This is a genomic window from Streptomyces sp. JJ36, from assembly GCF_021696945.1.
Taxonomy (GTDB): Bacteria; Actinomycetota; Actinomycetes; order Streptomycetales; family Streptomycetaceae; genus Streptomyces.
Genome location: NZ_JACYHE010000005.1, coordinates 19,002 through 36,517 on the forward strand (window position 1 = coordinate 19,002; position 17,516 = coordinate 36,517).

Consider the following 17,516-nt stretch of genomic DNA (forward strand, 5'->3'; position numbering starts at 1 on the left):
CCCTCACTCAGGATCCATGCCCCATGCGTCGAAGGCAGCGGCCGTGCCCCCGCCGTGCCACAGCGAGCGGGAGACCACGGGGAACCCCGGTCACCGACGGGGAGCGCAAGCGACTACGGCCCCTGACCGTTCGTGCTGGTCAGGGGCCGTGCAGCGGTGCGGAGGCGGTGGGATTTGAACCCACGGTGGCTTGCGCCACGACGGTTTTCAAGACCGTTCCCTTAGGCCGCTCGGGCACACCTCCCGGTGCCGCCCCTGCCGGGGCGGCACCGGGACAGCGTAGCCCTTGTGCGCGGCCGGTGCGGGGCCGGGGCCCGCGGGCCGGATCCTGAACCCGGGATGCGGCCACGGGCCCGTGCCCGGGCCCGCGGGGCGGGCCCGGCGGGGCCGTCAGTCGTCGCCCTTGCGGCTGCCGAGGGTGATCTCGGTGGTCTGCTCCTCGCCGTTGCGCTCGTAGGTGAGCTCCACGGTCTCGCCGGGCTTGTGGGCCCAGATGGTGGCGATCAGGGTCGGGCTGCTGTCGATCTTCGTGCCGTCGAAGCTGGTGATGACGTCGCCGGGTTCCAGGCCCGCCTTGTCCGCGGGGCCGCCCGGGGTGACCGGTTCTCCGCCGCCGCTGACCTGCTCGGCGATGACCGCGCCGTTGCCCTGCCGGTCGGTCTGCACCCGTACGCCGATCACCGGGTAGACGGGCACGCCGGTCTCGATGAGCTGGCTCGCGACCCGCTTGGCCTGGTTGACGGGGATGGCGAAGCCGAGCCCCACGCTGCCGGACTGGCCGCCGAGCCCGCCGCCGCCGGACTGGATGGCGGAGTTGACGCCGATCACCGCGCCCTGGGCGTTGAGCAGCGGCCCGCCGGAGTTGCCGGGGTTGATGGAGGCGTCGGTCTGCAGCGCGTTCATGTAGGAGGCGTCGCCGCCGCTGCCGTCGCTGGAGGCGACGGGCCGGTTCTTCGCGCTGACGATGCCGGTGGTGACGGTACCGGAGAGCCCGTACGGGGCGCCGATCGCGATGGTGGCGTCGCCGACCTTCATCTGCTCCGAGTTGCCGAGCGGCAGCGGCTTGAGTTCGCGGTCGCCCGCGTCGGCGAGCTTGATCACCGCGATGTCGTACCCCTGGGCTCGCCCGACGATCTCGGCCTCGTAGGACTTGCCGTCGGAGAAGGTGGCGGTCAGCTTGCCGCCGTCCGCCGCGCTGGCCACCACGTGGTTGTTGGTGAGGATGTGGCCTTCCTTGTCGTACACGAAGCCGGTGCCGGTGCCGCTCTCGCCTCCGCCGCCGGTCTCGATGGTGACCACGCTGGGCAGTGCCTTGGCGGCGATGCCGGCGACCGAGTCGGGCGAGCGGTTGAGGGCCTCGGAGCCGACATCGGTGGAGACGGTGGTGGAGCCGGACCCCTCGGAGCCCTCGGCCGCGACATAGCCGATCCCGCCGCCGACACCGCCGGCCACCAGGGCGGCCGCCGCCACGGCGGCCACCAGCAGGCCGCCCCGGCGCCGGCGCGGGGCGGGCGGGGGCGAGGCGGGAGGGGCGGCCCAGGGGTTGTGCGGGCCGCCGCCGTGACCACCGGAGGCGCCGCCGTCACCCGGCCCGCCGTGGTGGTCGGCGCCGCCCTGGCCGCCGCCCTGGGCGCCCCAGCCGCCGTGCGGGGGCTGCGCGGCGCCCGTACCGCCGTAGCCGTCGGAGGCGTGGGCGGCCGGGGCCGGGCCGGTGGGGGAGGCACCCGTGGGGGTGCTGCCGGGGGGCGGGGTGGCGCCGGGTGCGGCAGCCGGACCGGTGTACGGGTCGGTGCCTCCGGCCGGGCCGGTGTTCCGGGCCTTCTGGTACGGCGCCTCGTACGGGCCGCCGGCCGGGGTGGCGCCGGGGGCTCCGCCGGCCGGGGTGGCGCCGGGTACGGGCGGGAGCGGGGCCGTGTGGTCCTGGGCGGCGGCGCCGGGGGGCGGCGGTGCGCCGGGGTTCCCCGCGGGGGTCGTGTCCGCGGGGGCCGCGGGTGCCTCGGCGCCGGGGGCGCCGGGAGGCGGGACCGCGCCGGGGGCGGTGGGCTCGGCGGCGCCGGGGGCCGTGCCGGCCGGGTTCGCACCCGGGGAGGGGGAGTCCGTCCCCGGGGACGCGGGGGCAGCGGGGGAGGCGCCGGCAGCACCACCGGAGGCGGCCCCGGGACCCTCACCGGGCGCGGCACCGGCGCCGGCCCCGGCGGAGGCCGGGGTCCCGGAGTCGGTGATCCGCGGCAGGCGGGTGGTCTGCTCGGCGCCCGCGGCGGTCCGGCCGTCGTCGGGCCGGGGAAGCGTGAAGTCCTCGCCGTGCTGATCGGGCCCGCCGGACTGATCGGGCCCGCCGGGCTGGTCGTGAGGCTCCCGGTGCCCGGCGGCCGTGGGCTCCGGAGACGCGCTGTCGGCCTCGTGGCGGCCCGCCGCGGCGCCCTGCGTGGGTGTCGGCCCCGCCGCAGGTGTGACGGCGGTGCCCTCGTGGTCGGTGCTCACAGCTCTCTCCTCAGGTACACGACATCGCCAGGCATACGCGTGCCTCTTCGGTTTCCCCCGTCAGCTTTCCCCATGGCACGTCAGCGGGACGTAAATCGCACCGGCTCCCTCACCCGGCACTCCTTACCCCGGACATACCGGGCATCGCACGTATTCCCGACACCCGATCCGCACCCGTCGGAGCGTACGCGCCGTCACGGTGGCACGATAACCCGGTGAGCCATGACATCCGCCCCGGAGCACGGCCGTTCGGCGCACGCCCGCCCGGGAGCATCGCCGTCGTCGCCCACCGGGGCTCCTCGGAGGACGCCCCCGAGCACACCCTGGCCGCGTACCGGAAGGCGATCGAGGACGGCGCCGACGCCCTGGAGTGCGATGTCCGGCTCACCGCCGACGGCCATCTGGTCTGCGTCCACGACCGGCGGATCAACCGCACCTCGAACGGCCGGGGCGCCGTCTCCGCGCTGGAACTGGCCGACCTGGCGGAGCTGGACTTCGGCTCCTGGAAGCAGGGGCAGTCCGCACAGCGCGGCAAGGACCCGTACGAGTCGCCGGACAGCGAGGACCGGGAACACACCGCGGTGCTCACGCTGGACCGGCTGCTGCGACTGGTCGCCGAGGCGGACCGGCCGGTGGGCCTGGCCATCGAGACCAAGCACCCGACGCGCTGGGCCGGCCAGGTCGAGGAGCGGCTGCTGGATCTGCTGGACCGCCACCGCCTCGACTCCCCGGTGCGGGTCATGAGCTTCTCGGCGCGCTCGCTGCAGCGCGTACAGGCGGCCGCACCGCACCTGCCCACGGTGTATCTGATGCAGCTTCTGCTGCCCCGGCTGCGCGAGGGACGGCTGCCCGCGGGCGTGCCCGTCGCGGGCCCCAGCATCCGCATCCTGCGGGCGCACCCGGAGTACGTGGAACGGGCGCACCGGGCGGGCAACGAGGTGCATGTGTGGACCGTGGACGACCCGGCGGACGTCGAGCTCTGCGCCCGGCTCGGCGTGGACGCGATCATCACCAACCGGCCGTTCCAGGTGCGGGCCCAGCTCGCCGGCTGAGCGGCGGGGCGGACGGCCGGACGGCGGGCGGCCCGGCGGTCGCCCGGGCACCCGGCGGACCGGCCGTACGGGGAGGTCGCACGCGCCTGTGCCCCGGCGCACGCGGACGTAGGCGATCCGCACGCCTGCGTCAAGAGAGAGGAACGTCTCGGTTTCCTGCGGACGACGCCGGGGCATTCATCTCTCTGGCGTGGGGCAAAGGAGGTCTCGGGGGTGGCGTTGGTGGTGGCACAGGAGGTGCCTGCTTCGTCGACCATGGCCGTGCCCCATGGTCCGGCCGGTGTCGGTGCGGCACGTCGGAGAATGCGCGAGGACCTGCGGGCCTGTGGCGCCGCGGAGACGGTCGTGGACGACGCCGTGCTCGTCCTCTCGGAGCTGCTGAGCAACGCCTGCCGGCACGCGCGCCCGCTCGGTCCGGCCGCGACGGGCGCCTATGTACGGGCGGACTGGAGCCGCGACGTCTCGGGCGAGCTGACCATCTCGGTCACCGACGGCGGCGGGCCCACCCGGCCCGTCCCGGCGACCCCCTCGGTCTCCGCGCGCGGCGGCCGTGGGCTCTCCATCATCACCTCGCTCGCCCGGGCCTGGGGCGTGGAGGAGTGCGCCTCCGCCCCGGGCCAGGGCGCGCAGGTGTCCGGCGCCCGGGCGAGGACCGGCACGGCGCCGCACGGCATGGCGCGCCCCGTGCCCGGCCGCGACACGCCGGGCCCAGCGCCCGGCCGGGGCTCCCCCGGGTACGGCGCGGCCGGTGGCGCCGACGGCGCGGCGACGGGCGTACGGGTGTGGGCGGTGCTCGCCCCCGCGGAGGACGGCGGGTACGGCGACGCCTTCGCCGGGCTCGGCCTCGCGGAGCTGGAAGAGCTCGACGACGGGCTGGACGAGCTGGACCGGGCGTAGGGGTCGCAGGGGCTAGGCTCACGGCGGAAGACACCACCGCCGACCGGGAGTACCGCACGCCATGGCCAAGAAGCGCCGTCCCCAGACGAAGCCCAGAACGTCCCAGCTCGTCGACGGAGAGGTGCCCGTCGTCGGTGCCCGCGAGCCCTGCCCGTGCGGCTCCGGCCGCCGCTACAAGGCCTGCCACGGCCGGCAGGCCGCGCACGCGGTGACGGAGCTGGTGCACCGCCCGTTCGAGGGTCTGCCCGGTGAGTGCGACTGGGTGGCGCTCCGGGAGCTGGTGCCGGCCGCGACGGCCGAGCTCACCCTGAAGGGCGGGCTGCCGGAGGGCGTGCCGGCGGTACGCCTGGCCACGGTGCTGCCGATGGCCTGGCCCGCGCTGCGCCGGGACAACGGTGAGGTGCTGCTCGCGCTGCAGAACGACACCTCCTCCGGGGACCTCAGCCGCGACCTGGCCGACGTGCTGGAGCGGGCGTTGCAGGCCGAGCCGGGCAACCCGGTCGATGCCGGGCGCCCCGCACCGGGCGGGCCGCGGTTGCAGGACCTGCTGGATCTGGAGGCTCCGTTCGTGCCGCAGGTGCACGAGGGGTTCGAGTTCTGGCTGGACGACGCGGAGCAGGCGACCGGCGAGGTCGCCGCCTCACTGGAACGCGCCAATTCCGCGGCCATCCCGACGGCGCGGCTGGCCGGAGTCGAGGCCGCGTACTGGTGCGAAACGCCCGAGAAGAACCACCTGCGATGGGTGATGGCCCACCCCGAGGAACAGCTGCTCGACGCACTCGCCCGGCTGCACGCGGCGGGGGAGTCCGGGCTGGGCGAGGGCACCCGGCTCGTCGGGTCCTTCCGCGCACACGGGCTCCTGGTGCCGGTCTGGGACCTGCCCGGCGCCATGACCTCCGCCGACTGCGAGCAGCCGGCGGAGCAGTTCGCCGGGCGACTCGCCGGGGCGCTGGAGGTGACCGCTGCGCTGACCGCCGACGAGCGCCGCGCGCGCAGCGGCCTCACCAACCGTCAGGTGACCCTGAGCTGAGGGACCCGTGAGAGGCTTGCGAAGGATTCGTGAGCGTGACTCCGGTCACACTGTGCGTCAGATGTGGCGTACTTGCAGGTAATTCGACGTCCGGATCTGCGCGATCGAATTTGCGAAAAGCCGATCTCTTGTTACCGTTCTAAGTGCCCGGTCGCTGGTGCATCCCCCGTCGCCAGCGACCGGGTTTTTCTGTGCCCGCATGCGGCTGGGCGGCGCCGCTCGCGGAGGCCGGAGCCGTTCAACTGGCAGACGAGCGTGGGGAGTTGGGTCCCGCACTGACGGCCCCGCGCAGCCGCGGGGCCCGGGCGCACGACGTCGCGGAGAGCGGGCCGGACGCCCGGCCCGGGGTTATTGCACGGCACTCCGGCGGCAATTCCGCGGGCCCCGCACGCTCTTCCCCTGCGGGCCCCCGGCGGTGTGGCAGGGCCCGTGCGCAGAGCCCCTGTCCGGCCCGGAAGCGGGCCACGGTGCCCCGCAGCGGGACGGAGCACCCCCCGGGACGTGGTAAAGGGGCCGGGCGCACCGGGAGTTCGACGACGCGACCCGCCGTCTCGGGCACCCCGGGGCCGCTGGGGTGGCGCACGCCCGCGCCGCCGCCGAGCAGGCCGCACCGGCCCCCTACCGTCCCTGGTCGCCGGCCGCGGGCGGCCAGAGCCGCCGGCGGGGACCTGCGGCCCTGAGGGGTGGTGGCGCGGGCCCCGCGGAGGACCCCGCGGAGTGCCCTTGGCCGGCCCGTCCGTCACCGGCGTCGGCCTCCCGGCCGGCTCGGCACGGCGGCAGGCCCGGGCGGGGGCCGGTGGCAGATCCGTGCAGGAGCGGCGGGCCGGGCCCGCGGGGTCCCTCCGTCCCCTCGGGCCCGTCCGTCCGCCGCGTCCGTGCGTTCCGGGCACGCCGCGCACAGCCCTCGGCGGGCGACGGGACGGGAGCCCGCCACCCTGCCGCACGCGACGGCGGGCCCGGGCGGCGCCGCGCGGGCACGCCGAACATAGCCCGCCCAGGGGCCGCATGCGGGCTACGACCGCCGTACCGCGGAGTTCGGCCGCTCACCCCTACCCGTACGGGTGAGGGGAGGGACGCCGCGGCACCCGTACGGGCGCCCCCGCGCCGCCCTACGGCAGGTGCCGTGGCCCCTGGCAGGCCGTCAGTACGCCAGCCGACTGCCGGTGTCCGGGGTGGCGGCGCTGGCCTCCACCAGGACGTCGAGCAGCGTCTCCATCCGGGGCAGCCAGGGGGTGTGGCGCCCGGGGTCGACGACGGGGCGGCGTTCCCAGTGCACCTGACCGGAGCCGGTGGCGGTGGGCGGCAGCGGGACATAGCCGCCGTCACCGTGGAAGCGCAGCGAACTCGGCACCCAGTCCTGGGCGTAGAGCAGCTCACCGAGCTCCGGCAGCTCGTACGGCTGTACGAGCAGCGCGCAGCGCGTCGGCGTCGCCAGCACCGGGCCGAGGCGCACCCCGAGCCGGTCGAAGTCGTCGAGAGCGCGCCGGCCCGCGGCGGCCGGGAGGCTCAGTGCACAGGGGGAGCGGCGGCCGTCCGCGGTGGCACCGGTGGCCAGCAGCAGGGAGGCGTCGGGGCGCTCCGTCCACCACCAGCGGACCATCCGGGCGTCGGTGGTGGCGGCGAGGAGCACCGGGTCGACGGGGTGCGCGCCGGGCACGGGGCACTCGGGATCGGCGCAGGTGCAGCGGCGGGCGGGGCGGCCGGCGGAGTTCCCGGCCTCGGCGGGGCTCCGGGAAGGAGCGGGGTCCTGGCTCGCGGGACTCGCGGGGTTCGTGGCGGGCTGCGGGGAGGCGGAGGGGTCCGCGGGGTCCGTGGCGGACACGGGATCCGCCGGGGCCGTCACGGGGACGGCCGACGCGCCGGGCAGCACGGGCCACTGCCATCGGGTGGCGCAGGTGAGCGCTGCGTTCCGCAGCGATGACCGGGTCATGCGTCGCCTTCCGAGGATCTCACGCATGAGCGCTCGTCCTTTCCGTCAAACGCCGGATCTACACGTTCGGAGATCGTCCAACCCAACACACCACGTGCATCACGGATCACTGTGCGTACGGGGCACTGCCTTCTTGCCGCTGATCAAGCGTGGTACTCGGCGGGGGGCGGCGCGCACGAGGCGCCTCCGCTGGTGCTGCTCTGGTGCTGCCCGCCAACTCGGGGGGTGGGGCACGGCCGTCGCGGAGTAGGAGACGCGTGTCGCTCCCACTCAGGTTCCCGTACCCGCCACGGCGGGGGTGACTCTCCGCCCCGCACCCGGCCTCCGCCCCGAGAGGTCACAGCCGTGCACCGGACTGTCGTACGTGCCCAGTCGACCCCAATGTACCGGTCGCAGGATTGCTTTTCAGCCAAACTTCGGGGATCACGGCCTGCCCCCTGGGGAGAAGGGCGTTCCGGGGACACCATCAATGCCGACAGGCCGATGCTGGACATCGCGTATGCGGTGCGTGTAGATGTGAAGGCATTCGTAGCAGAGCAGCACGACATGGGGGTTTGCGATGCTATTGAGAAGCGCGAACGCGGGCGAGAGCCGCGGCTGATGAGCACCCCACACGTCCCGAAAGTGGCTGGATTCAGCCCTACACTTTCGCCACCGCAGCAAACTGCGCCGGTCGATCAGCTCGCCGCCGTGCAGGACCGCCTCGCCGGCTGGATCTCCGACCTCACCACCCTCCACGAACTCACCGAGCGCCTCGCCCGCACCCGCGCCCTCGATCCCGCGCTCCACGAGCTGCTCACCGCCGGAGCCGCCCTCGTCGGCGCCCGCCGGGGACTCGTCTCCCTCGCCCCCGTGGAGGAGTGCGGGCCCGAGCACACCGTGGGCCTCGGCCTGGGCCGTGCCGACCTCGGGCACCTGGAGACGGTGCCGCGCCACTCCGCCTCCTGCGCACGCCTCCTTGACGGCGAGGAGGGCACCCGATCGGGCAGCCCCCCAGGGGTGACCGCGGGCGCCGCGCTGCCCGCGATCGTGCACACCGACATCGCCGCCGACGACACCCTCGACCCGCTGCACCGCGAGGTCGCCTCCCGGCTCGGCTACGCCGCCAGCTACGCCGTGCCGCTCACCACCCACACCGGGCGCCGTATCGGCGCCGCCGTGTGGCTCTACGACGAGCCCGCCGAGCCCAGCCCCCGCCAGCGCCACCTGCTGGGGCTCTACACCCGCTGCGCCACCGAGCACCTCGACCGCCGGCTGGAGCTGGCCCGCGCCCGCCGTGACGTGGCGGCCGTGCGCGAGGAGCTGCTGCCCGGCCGCCTCCCCCGGCTCCCGGGCGTCCACCTCGCCGTACGGCACCGCACGGGCCCGCGGGGCGGCGGCGACTGGTACGACGCGCTGCCGCTGCCCGAAGGGGCGCTGGGGCTCGCCGTGGGCGGCGTGACCGGGGGCGGGGCGAGCACCATGGCCGTCATGGGGCGGATGCGCGCCAGCCTGCGCGCGTACGCCGTGATGGAGGGCGAGGACCCGGTGGCCGTCCTCTCCGACCTGGAGCTGCTGCTGCGGCTGACCGAACCGGCCCGCTCCGCGACGGCCCTCTTCGCCTACGCCGAACCGGCGGCCCGCCGTGTCGTGCTGGCCGGCGCCGGGCACTGCCCGCCGCTGATCGCCGGACCGGCGCGCACCGAGTTCGCCGAGACCGCGCTCTCCGCGCCGCTGGGCATGCTGGCCTGCTGGGAGGCGCCCAGCGCCGAGCTGCTGCTCGGGCCGGGTGAGACGCTGCTGCTCTACAGCGACGGGCTGCTGCGGCGTACCGGCGAGGGCACCGACCGGGCGTACCAGCAGCTCCACCAGGCCGTCGCCACCGCCCGGCCGGAGGTCCGGGACGACCCGGACGCGCTGGTCGACCACGTGCTGCAGACCCTGCTCCCGGACGGGCGGGACACCGCCGACCACCCGGAGGACGTCGTGCTGCTGGCGGCCCGCTTCGGCTGAGCGCGCGGGCAGCGGCGCGCCGGTGGTGACGCGCGCCGGGGCCCGTATGCTCTGCTGACAGATACGTCACAACCTTTTGCCCCTGTACAGGCGCGACGGCCGCCATACGATGGAGAGCGCCCGTACGAGCTCAAGGAGGAGACGTGGCAGACGCCGCCGAGGAACAGCCGATCAAGCCGCGCAAGAACGGCCTCTACCCGGAGGTGTCCGACGAGCTCGCGGCCGGTATGAAGTCCGGCTGGGCCGACACCGAGCGCCGCGACCTGGAGCCCGTCCCGCAGGCGGAACGCACCGCCGCCCGCCGGGCCACGCTCTCCGAGGCCTTCCCCGGTGAGCGGCTGGTGATCCCGGCGGGCAACCTCAAGGTCCGCTCCAACGACACCGACTACAGCTTCCGCGCCTCCGTGGAGTACGCCTACCTCACCGGCGACCAGACCGAGGACGGCGTGCTGGTCCTGGAGCCGGCGGGGAGGAGCGGCCACGAGGCCACCCTCTACCTCCTGCCCCGCTCGAACCGGGAGAACGGCGAGTTCTGGCTGGACGGCCAGGGCGAGCTGTGGGTGGGGCGCCGGCACAGCCTCGCCGAGGCCGAGCAGCGGTACGGGCTGCCCTGCAGGGACGTCCGCACGGTCACCGACGAGCTGCGCCGCGCCGCCGGCCCGGTGCGCGTGGTCCGCGGGCACGACGCGGGCGTGGAGGCCGCGCTCACCGACAAGGTCACCGCGGAGCGGGACGAGGAGCTGCGGGTCTTCCTCTCCGAGGCACGGCTGGTCAAGGACGACTTCGAGATCGGCGAGCTGCAGAAAGCCGTCGACTCCACGGTGCGCGGCTTCGAGGACGTCGTGCGGGTGCTGGACAAGGCGCAGGCCACCTCCGAGCGCTACATCGAGGGCACCTTCTTCCTGCGTGCCCGCGTCGAGGGCAACGACGTCGGCTACGGCTCCATCTGCGCCGCCGGCCCGCACGCCACCACCCTGCACTGGGTGCGCAACGACGGCCCGGTGCGCGCCGGCGACCTGCTGCTCCTCGACTGCGGCGTGGAGACCCACTCGCTGTACACCGCCGACGTCACCCGCACGCTGCCGATCGACGGCAGCTTCACCGCTCTCCAGCGGAAGATCTACGACGCGGTGTACGAGGCGCAGGAGGCCGGGATCGCCGCCGTCCGTCCGGGCGCCAAGTACCTCGACTTCCACGAGGCCGCCCAGCGGGTGCTGGCCGGTCACCTGGTGGAGTGGGGTTTGCTGGAGGGCCCGGTGGAGCGGGTGCTGGAGCTGGGGCTGCAGCGCCGCTGGACCCTGCACGGCACCGGGCACATGCTCGGCATGGACGTGCACGACTGCGCGGCGGCGCGCCGCGAGACCTACGCCGAGGGCACGCTGGAACCGGGCATGTGCCTGACGGTCGAACCCGGCCTCTACTTCCAGCCGGACGACCTGACGGTGCCGGAGGAGTACCGGGGCATCGGCGTCCGTATCGAGGACGACATCCTGGTCACCGAGGACGGCAACCGGAACCTGTCGGCGGCGCTGCCGCGCGCGAGCGCGGAGGTGGAGTCCTGGATGGCCCGCCTGCGGCAGGGCTGACCGGCCACGACGGACACGGGGTGCCCCGCACGGCTCCGGCCGGGCGGGGCCTCGTCGTCCGGGCCCGGCGGCCGCAGGCGGCGCCGGGCGGGGTGTCGCGAGCGGGTGGCGCGGCTGGTGTCGTGGGGGCGCGGGAATCAGCGCTTGACGGCGACACCGGCCCAGAGGCTGACCGCGGCGTCGTCCAGCTCGCCGATGGAGACCAGCTGCGAGGTGTCCTCGTCCGGATGCCAGCGGTGCGGCACCTCGATGCCGGGCTCGACCAGTTCCAGTCCGGCGAAGAACCCCTCGATCTCCTCCCGGCTGCGCACCTGGGCGCTGCCGCCGTCCTGCTTGTAGACCTCGATGGCGCTCTTCCACTCCTCGGGGGCGAAGTCCGGGGTGCAGTGGCTGAAGACCAGGTACGAGCCGGGAGCCAGCGGATCGACCAGGGCGCGCACCAGGTCGTACGGCCGCTGCTCGTCGACGAGGTAGTGGAAGAGCCCCACCAGGCTGAGCGCCACCGGCTGCGCCATGTCCAGCGTCTCGTGGAGCTGCGGGGCGTCCAGGATCGCCGCGGGATCGGTGACGTCCGCCTCGATGTACGCCGTGCGCCCCTCGGGGGTGCCGTTGAGCAGCGCGCGGGCGTGGGCGAGGACGATCGGGTCGTTGTCCACGTAGACGACGCGGGCGTCCGGAACCACCTGCTGGACCACCTCGTGCAGGTTGGGCGGGGTGGGGATGCCGGTGCCGACGTCCAGGAACTGGCGGACGCCGCGCTCGGCGAGGAAGCGGGCCGCGCGGTGCATGAACGACCGGTTGGTGCGGGCGGCGGTGCGGAAGCCGGGGAAGGCGGCGAGCAGCTTGTCGCCCACCTCCCGGTCGGGCGGGTAGTTGGTCTTGCCCCCCAGGAAGTAGTCGTAGATCCGTGCGCTGTGGTGCCGGTCCAGGCCCAGGTCGCGCTCCGCCCCGGGCTGCTGCCGGTCGCCGTGGAGATCGCCGCTCATGTCCACCCCTTCGCCGTGTGACCGGTGTGCCGTCGCGCCCGGCCGCCCTGCGGTGCACGTTCCGCGCCCGCCAGGGTGGGGTTCATTCTGCACCGCCAACTCCGGGGACTGAAAGCCTCGTTGACCTTCGCATGCCCGTGCAGAGGGGAACAGGAATTCGGATCGCTCTTTCGTGCGCAGGTCGTAGCGCGGGACCCCGAAGTGCAATTACATTTGTACGCGCATCGGCAAGCACAGATGTGCTTGCAGTCCGCAGAGCAGCAGGCGGGCCTGAGGCGGCGTCACGCGGCGCCCGGCCCGGCGACGGCAGTGAAGGAGCCGTGGGATGCAGCAGTTCGGCAACGGGGTTCCGGCCACCGGCATCGAGGGCGTCACCTGGCGGAAGAGCGGCCGCAGCGCTCCCGGGGGCAACTGCGTGGAGCTCGCCGCGCTCCCCGGCGGCGACGTCGCCGTCCGCAACTCCCGCGAGCCCGCCGGCCCCGCACTCGTCTACCCGCGCGCCGACCTGGCCGCCTTCCTCACCGGTGTGAAGGAGGGCGAGTTCGACGGACTCCTCCCCTCCGACCTGCGCCTCTGACACCACCGGCCCCTCCGGCTCGGGAGCGTCCCACGCCGGACGGGCCCGGCCGCGCGGGCTCGCCCCCGAGGACGGGAGGGTACGGCGGCGCCGGGCACGAGACACGGTGCTCCCGTACCCTCCCCAGCACCTTCACCGCTCCCCCGCATCCGCCGACTCCCGTATGCGCTCAACGGGCTGACGGCCCGTCGACGGGTCCGCCCGGGAAACCGACGGCGTGGGCAGGACACACCGGAGCGCTCTTGACGGAGTCTGTACCGGACGCCCTCGGGAGTGCGACACTGGTGTGTCCGCCAAACGCACACGGGAGTGGGAATGTCCGCCATGATGCGGTCGAGTGGAGAGCGTTCACTGCGGAGTCATCTGGACCAGCCCCAGAACGGTCCGACGGCCCTCCGGATCGTGCTCGGCGCCGCCCTGCGCCGGCTCCGCCAGGAGTGCGACATCACCCGCGAGGCCGCCGGCCGCGCCATCCGCGGCTCACACGCCAAGATCAGCCGCCTGGAGCGCGGCCAGGTCGGCTCGAAGGAACGCGACCTCTCCGACCTCCTCACGCTCTACCGGGTGCAGGACCCGGACCGCCGCGCCGAGTTCTTCGAACTCGCCCGCAAGGCGAACGCCCCCGGCTGGTGGCACCAGTACAGCGATGTGCTCGAGGACTGGTTCGAGCTGCACATCGGTCTGGAGGAGGCCGCCTCGCTGATCCGGACGTACGAGGTGCAGTTCCTCCCCGGCCTGCTCCAGACGAAGCGCTACGCCTACGCCGTCACCGAGCTCGGCTACCCGAACGACCCGCCGCTGCGGATCAGCCGCATGGTCGAGCTCCGCATGCAGCGCCAGGAGCTGCTGACCCGCATCGGCGGACCCACCCTGTGGGCCGTGGTGGACGAGGCCGTGCTGCGCCGCCCGTTCGGCGGGCCCGGAGTGATGAAGGAGCAGCTCGAACACCTCCTCAAGGTCACCACGCTGCCCAACGTCACCCTGCAGGTCGCACCGTTCGAGGTGAGCGCCGCAGCGGCGGGCACCCCCATCACGATCCTGCGGTTCGGCGAGCCGGGGCTGCCGGACAAGGTCTATCTGGAGCAGCTCACCGGCGCCGTCTACCTGGACAAGCAGAGCGAGATCGACCAGTACTCCGTGATCATGGCCCGGCTGGGCGCGGAGGCGTACACCCCGGAGCGGACCCGGGAGTACATCGAGGAGCGGCTCACCCGGCTCTGAGAGACCGCCGGCCTCGCCGCACGAGCCGGCAGACCACCCGGCCGGCCGGTGAGCCCGCCCCCCGGGCATGACTCAGAGCGCCCCCGCGTCACGGGCCGTCCACATCGACGGGTAGAGCGGCCGCCAGCCCAGCTCGTCCCGGGCCCGCGCGTTGGAGACGATCCCGTACCAGGGGTCGTCGTCCAGCCGCTCGCCCATACCGGCGGGCACCGGCGCACCGTTGAGCAGGTGCAGCTCCACCGCGGTGGCCGGAGCATCGTCGACCAGGTTGTAGCGCCGGCCGCCCGCGAGGGCGCGCGGTGCCCGCAGCAACCGCAGCAGGCCCTGCGCCACATCCGCGTGGTGCACCATCGCCAGCCTGCGGTTCCCCGGCCAGTCCCCGGCCCAGCGCAGCACCTCCGCCAGATGCGGATCGCCCTCGCCGTACACGAACGCCGGACTGCCGATCCGCACGTCGAGGCCGGTCTCCCGGCCCAGCCGCAGCAGCTCCTCCTCAGCCTCCGCCTTGGCCGCCGGATAGGCGCCCCACAGCGCCCCACCGGGCACCGTCGGGTCGTCCTCGGTGAGCGGACGGCCGCGGCCGGTGCCGTACACGAGATTGGTACCGACCTGCACGAAGCGGGACACCCCCGCCGCCACGGCCGCCCGTGCCAGGGCGATCGCGGCATCGCGGTTCACCGCCCACGCCTCCTCGTCCGGTACCCCGCGGAACGCGGCCGCGACGTTGACCACGGCCTGCACGCCGTCCAGCGCCGCCCGCACCCCCTCCGGCTCCCGCAGGTCGCCCTCGGCCACCTCCGCGCCCAGCGCCGCGAAGGGCGCCCCGCGCTCCCGGTCCCGCACCAGCACCCGCACCCCGGACCCGCCGGCCTTGTGCTCGCCGTCCCCGGACCCGCCGTCTCCGTACGGACCGTCTCCGCGCCCCCACCACTGCAGCAGCCGCGGCACGAACCGCCGTCCCACCCGGCCCGTCGCTCCGGTCACCAGTACGCGCATCGTCCGCTCCCCACTGTCCCGGCGGGCGGCCCGGTGCCGCCCGCGTCCGGTCACAGCCTGCGGCCGCTGGGCCCCCGCCGGGAGAGACCCGCTGATCCAGGGACCGCCGGTCCCTGGATCAGGACCGGGGCCCGGGCGACCCTGGAGGGGTGAACCGTTCCGAGCTCGCCGACTTCCTCCGCCGCTCCCGCGCCCGGCTCACCCCCGCGGACGTGGGCCTCCCCCCGGGCGCGCGGCGCCGCACGCCCGGGCTGCGCCGGGAGGAGGTGGCCGGGCTCGCGGGCATGTCCACGGACTACTACGCCCGGCTGGAGCAGGCGCGCGGGCCGCGGCCCTCCCGCCAGATGCTCGGCGCACTGGCCCGCGCGCTGCGGCTGACCGACGACGGGAGCGACCACCTCTTCCACCTCGCCGGGGAGGAGCCGCCGCGGCGGCAGGGCACACCGGACCGCGTCCGCCCCGCCCTGCTGCGCGTGCTGGACCGCCTCTACGACACCCCGGCCCAGGTGTACAACGACTGGGGGGACGTGCTGGCGCAGAACGCCATGGCCGTCGCGCTGGTCGGCGACCTCGCCTCCCGGCCGCCGCGGGACCGGAACATGGTGCGGCGCTTCTTCCTGGGCGCGGCGGACGGGCCGGGCGGCCCCGGCTCCCGGTACTTCGTCCCGCCCGAGGACCGCCCCCGCCACGCCCGTACCCATGTGGCCAACCTGCGTGCGGTGGTCGCGGCCCGCCCGGGCGATCCCGGTCCCGCCGCGCTGGTCGCCGAACTGCGCGCGGCGAGCCGCGAGTTCGCGGTGCTCTGGGAGGACCACGAGGTCGAGGTGCAGCGGGCGGCGGTGAAGCGGTTCCGTCATCCGGTGGTCGGTGAGCTCGAGCTGGAGTGCGAGGCGCTGGCGAGCCACGAGCACGCGCAGCGGCTCATCGTCTACACCGCGCGGCCGGGGACGGAGTCCCACGCCCGGCTGGAACTGCTGCGGGTGGTGGGTCTCCAGGACGGTCCCCGGGACGTGACCGTGGCGGGGGGCACGGGGGGCGCCGGGGAGGAAGCCGGAGCCGGCGTCAGCCGGCGGCGCGCAGCAGGGCGTCCTCACGGTAGGTGAGGCTCTTGTCGAAGCTGACCACGGCGCCGCCGCGGTTCGGCCGGTTGGCGAACCGCACGTGGTCGGCGAGGGCCTCGATCAGGAAGAGCCCGCGGCCGTGCTCGGGTGCGGGGAGGCGGGGGTCCCGCTCCGCCGGCGGGCAGACGCCGTTCACGGCGTCCGGACCGGTGCCGGGGAAGCCGGGACCGGCGTCGGTGACCTCGATGTGGCAGGTGTCGCCGTCGATGCAGGCGGTCACGCAGAGCGCGTCGTTCCGCTCACCGATGCCGTGCTCGACGGCGTTGGCGCACGCCTCGGAGAGGGCGATGGCCAGGTCGTAGGAGACCTCCCGGTCGACACCGGCCGCCTCCATGGCTCCGAGCAGCAGCCGCCGGGCGAGCGGCACACTGGCCGCCTCGCGACGCAGATGGAGAGACCACCAGATGCTCATGCGCTCACCCTCCAGGCTGCGGCTCGACGGACGCCCCCAAACGGGGCGTACCTGGCCATATCAGTACGTGTTGCCGCGCTGGGCGGAGCGTAATCATCGCCGTAACCCCGTTCCACCCGTTCAGCGGACGCGGTGCACCGCTCCTCAGAGGTAACGGGGTACCCCGCACACGCCAGTCCATCCCCGTGCCGTGCCGTCCCCGTGCCCTGTCGTCCCCGTACCGCCGCCCGCCCCGCCGCGGGCGGGCCCTGCCGCGGGCAGACTCGGGCGGCGGTGAGATGATGGCGCCGCCATGACTGCCGGCGTGGATCTCCGACTGCTGCGGGCCGCGGTGTTCACCGCGGTCTGCGTCGTGCTGTCGGCGGTCGGCCATGCGCTGGCGGCAGGCCGGGGCGTACCGCTGTGGACGCTCGCGGCCGGCTTCGTCCTGGTGTTCCTCAGCGCCGCCCCGCTGGCGGGCCGGGAACGCACGCTGCCCGGCATCGCGGTCGCCCTGGCGCTGGGCCAGACGGTGCTGCACACCCTCTTCTCCTGCGGCCACTCCGCCCCCGGCACGCCCGGCCCGGGCTCCGGCGGCATCCGCTCGCTGGCCGGGCAGGTGCTGTGCAACGACGCCGCCGCGGCGGCCCTGACCGACGCCCAGGCCCGTCGCCTGGTGACCGCGGCCGGCCTGGACGGGGCCCCCGCCCGGGCGGCCGCCCAGGCCGGCGGCGACGGTCCGGCCGCAGCCGCGGGCGGACCGGCAGCCGACGGCGCCGGTTCCGCACTCGACCCGCTCCAGGCGGCCCTCGGCCCCGCCCTCGCCCAGCTCTCCGGCCCCATGCTGCTCGGTCACCTGCTGGCCGCGGTCGCCGCCGGCTGGCTGCTGCGCCGGGGCGAGGCCGCGCTGTGGCGGCTGGTCCGGCTCTCCGGCTGGGCGGCGCGCGCCGCCGAGGACGCGCTGTCCGTACGGGTGCTGCGCCGCGCGCTGCGGCTCGTACGCGCCCTGCTGTCCGGCGCACCGGAGACCCTCCCGCCCCGGGTGACGGCCGTGCCGGAGGACCGTACCGCCCCCGCCCGCACCCGGGTGCTGACCGGGGAGGCGAACCGGCGCGGGCCACCCCTCGCCGCGGAGCGTCTCGCACTCGCGGCCTGAACCCGGCGCCCACCGGGCGCCACCGGTCGCGGGTGCCCCGGTGCGCCGCCTGTGCGCACCCGGCCACCACGGCACCGGCACCCGCCGGACGACGTACCGC

14 protein-coding genes and 1 tRNA gene are annotated in these 17,516 nt (G+C 75.1%); 9 read left to right on the forward strand and 6 right to left on the reverse strand.

All coding sequences use genetic code 11. The features are described 5' to 3' along the window. Nucleotides 1-159 precede the first annotated feature (159 nt). Both HOY81_RS03240 and HOY81_RS03245 read right to left on the reverse strand, forming a co-directional pair. Nucleotides 160-244: transfer RNA gene (locus tag HOY81_RS03240), tRNA-Ser, on the reverse strand. A 146-nt stretch (nucleotides 245-390) separates the two neighbouring features. After that, the gene (locus HOY81_RS03245; RefSeq protein ID WP_237318065.1) at nucleotides 391-2,232 is read right to left on the reverse strand and encodes a S1C family serine protease; all 1,842 of its coding nucleotides are present in this window, start codon (nucleotides 2,230-2,232) and stop codon (nucleotides 391-393) included. Between the two features lie 476 nt (nucleotides 2,233-2,708). Between HOY81_RS03245 and HOY81_RS03250 the strand changes: the two genes are divergently transcribed. The 3 genes from HOY81_RS03250 (at nucleotide 2,709) to HOY81_RS03260 (ending at nucleotide 5,460) form a co-directional block, all read left to right on the forward strand. Further along, complete coding sequence (locus HOY81_RS03250; RefSeq protein ID WP_237318067.1) at nucleotides 2,709-3,533, forward strand: glycerophosphodiester phosphodiesterase; 825 nt, start codon at nucleotides 2,709-2,711, stop codon at nucleotides 3,531-3,533. A 213-nt stretch (nucleotides 3,534-3,746) separates the two neighbouring features. Further along, complete coding sequence (locus HOY81_RS03255) at nucleotides 3,747-4,430, forward strand: ATP-binding protein (protein ID WP_237317869.1); 684 nt, start codon at nucleotides 3,747-3,749, stop codon at nucleotides 4,428-4,430. Between the two features lie 61 nt (nucleotides 4,431-4,491). Continuing rightward, nucleotides 4,492-5,460 carry a DUF5926 family protein gene (locus HOY81_RS03260; RefSeq protein WP_237317871.1) on the forward strand — a complete coding sequence of 323 codons (969 nt, stop codon included), beginning with the start codon at nucleotides 4,492-4,494 and terminating at the stop codon, nucleotides 5,458-5,460. A gap of 1,141 nt (nucleotides 5,461-6,601) precedes the next feature. On the opposite strand, the gene HOY81_RS03265 is transcribed toward HOY81_RS03260, so the two are convergent. Beyond that, nucleotides 6,602-7,417 (reverse strand): bifunctional DNA primase/polymerase, encoded by an 816-nt coding sequence (locus HOY81_RS03265; RefSeq protein ID WP_237317874.1) that lies wholly within the window; start codon nucleotides 7,415-7,417, stop codon nucleotides 6,602-6,604. Between the two features lie 456 nt (nucleotides 7,418-7,873). Between HOY81_RS03265 and HOY81_RS03270 the strand changes: the two genes are divergently transcribed. Continuing rightward, the gene (locus tag HOY81_RS03270) at nucleotides 7,874-9,382 is read left to right on the forward strand and encodes a PP2C family protein-serine/threonine phosphatase (protein WP_237317876.1); all 1,509 of its coding nucleotides are present in this window, start codon (nucleotides 7,874-7,876) and stop codon (nucleotides 9,380-9,382) included. Between the two features lie 143 nt (nucleotides 9,383-9,525). After that, nucleotides 9,526-10,968, forward strand: coding sequence for an aminopeptidase P family protein (locus HOY81_RS03275; RefSeq protein WP_237317878.1), 1,443 nt, complete (start codon nucleotides 9,526-9,528; stop codon nucleotides 10,966-10,968). Nucleotides 10,969-11,105: 137 nt separating this feature from the next. Here HOY81_RS03275 and HOY81_RS03280 read toward each other — a convergent pair whose 3' ends face one another. After that, nucleotides 11,106-11,954 (reverse strand): SAM-dependent methyltransferase, encoded by an 849-nt coding sequence (locus HOY81_RS03280; protein WP_237317880.1) that lies wholly within the window; start codon nucleotides 11,952-11,954, stop codon nucleotides 11,106-11,108. A gap of 325 nt (nucleotides 11,955-12,279) precedes the next feature. Here HOY81_RS03280 and HOY81_RS03285 point away from each other — a divergent pair, with 325 nt between their 5' ends. Beyond that, nucleotides 12,280-12,531 carry a DUF397 domain-containing protein gene (locus tag HOY81_RS03285; protein WP_237317882.1) on the forward strand — a complete coding sequence of 84 codons (252 nt, stop codon included), beginning with the start codon at nucleotides 12,280-12,282 and terminating at the stop codon, nucleotides 12,529-12,531. 315 nt (nucleotides 12,532-12,846) lie between these two features. Further along, complete coding sequence (locus HOY81_RS03290) at nucleotides 12,847-13,752, forward strand: helix-turn-helix transcriptional regulator (RefSeq protein ID WP_237317884.1); 906 nt, start codon at nucleotides 12,847-12,849, stop codon at nucleotides 13,750-13,752. Nucleotides 13,753-13,824: 72 nt separating this feature from the next. Here HOY81_RS03290 and HOY81_RS03295 read toward each other — a convergent pair whose 3' ends face one another. Further along, on the reverse strand, nucleotides 13,825-14,748 hold the full coding sequence (locus tag HOY81_RS03295) for an NAD(P)-dependent oxidoreductase (RefSeq protein ID WP_237317887.1): 924 nt from the start codon (nucleotides 14,746-14,748) through the stop codon (nucleotides 13,825-13,827). A gap of 149 nt (nucleotides 14,749-14,897) precedes the next feature. On the opposite strand from HOY81_RS03295, the gene HOY81_RS03300 reads away from it, so the two are divergent. Further along, complete coding sequence (locus tag HOY81_RS03300; RefSeq protein ID WP_237317889.1) at nucleotides 14,898-15,851, forward strand: helix-turn-helix transcriptional regulator; 954 nt, start codon at nucleotides 14,898-14,900, stop codon at nucleotides 15,849-15,851. Here HOY81_RS03300 and HOY81_RS03305 read toward each other — a convergent pair. After that, nucleotides 15,811-16,281, reverse strand: a complete 471-nt coding sequence (locus HOY81_RS03305) for an ATP-binding protein (protein WP_237317892.1) — start codon at nucleotides 16,279-16,281, stop codon at nucleotides 15,811-15,813. The genes HOY81_RS03300 and HOY81_RS03305 overlap by 41 nt on opposite strands. A 304-nt stretch (nucleotides 16,282-16,585) precedes the next feature. On the opposite strand from HOY81_RS03305, the gene HOY81_RS03310 reads away from it, so the two are divergent. Next, nucleotides 16,586-17,416, forward strand: coding sequence for a hypothetical protein (locus tag HOY81_RS03310; protein WP_237317894.1), 831 nt, complete (start codon nucleotides 16,586-16,588; stop codon nucleotides 17,414-17,416). Nucleotides 17,417-17,516: the final 100 nt, after the last annotated feature.

Bases quoted from the DNA above. Each gene is read 5' to 3' on its own strand.
- HOY81_RS03260 (WP_237317871.1), top strand. From the start codon at position 4,492: ATGGCCAAGAAGCGCCGTCCCCAGACGAAGCCCAGAACGTCCCAGCTC.
- HOY81_RS03265 (WP_237317874.1), bottom strand. From the start codon at position 7,417: ATGCGTGAGATCCTCGGAAGGCGACGCATGACCCGGTCATCGCTGCGG.
- HOY81_RS03270 (WP_237317876.1), top strand. From the start codon at position 7,874: ATGCTGGACATCGCGTATGCGGTGCGTGTAGATGTGAAGGCATTCGTA.
- HOY81_RS03280 (WP_237317880.1), bottom strand. From the start codon at position 11,954: ATGAGCGGCGATCTCCACGGCGACCGGCAGCAGCCCGGGGCGGAGCGC.
- HOY81_RS03285 (WP_237317882.1), top strand. From the start codon at position 12,280: ATGCAGCAGTTCGGCAACGGGGTTCCGGCCACCGGCATCGAGGGCGTC.
- HOY81_RS03290 (WP_237317884.1), top strand. From the start codon at position 12,847: ATGTCCGCCATGATGCGGTCGAGTGGAGAGCGTTCACTGCGGAGTCAT.
- HOY81_RS03295 (WP_237317887.1), bottom strand. From the start codon at position 14,748: ATGCGCGTACTGGTGACCGGAGCGACGGGCCGGGTGGGACGGCGGTTC.
- HOY81_RS03305 (WP_237317892.1), bottom strand. From the start codon at position 16,281: ATGAGCATCTGGTGGTCTCTCCATCTGCGTCGCGAGGCGGCCAGTGTG.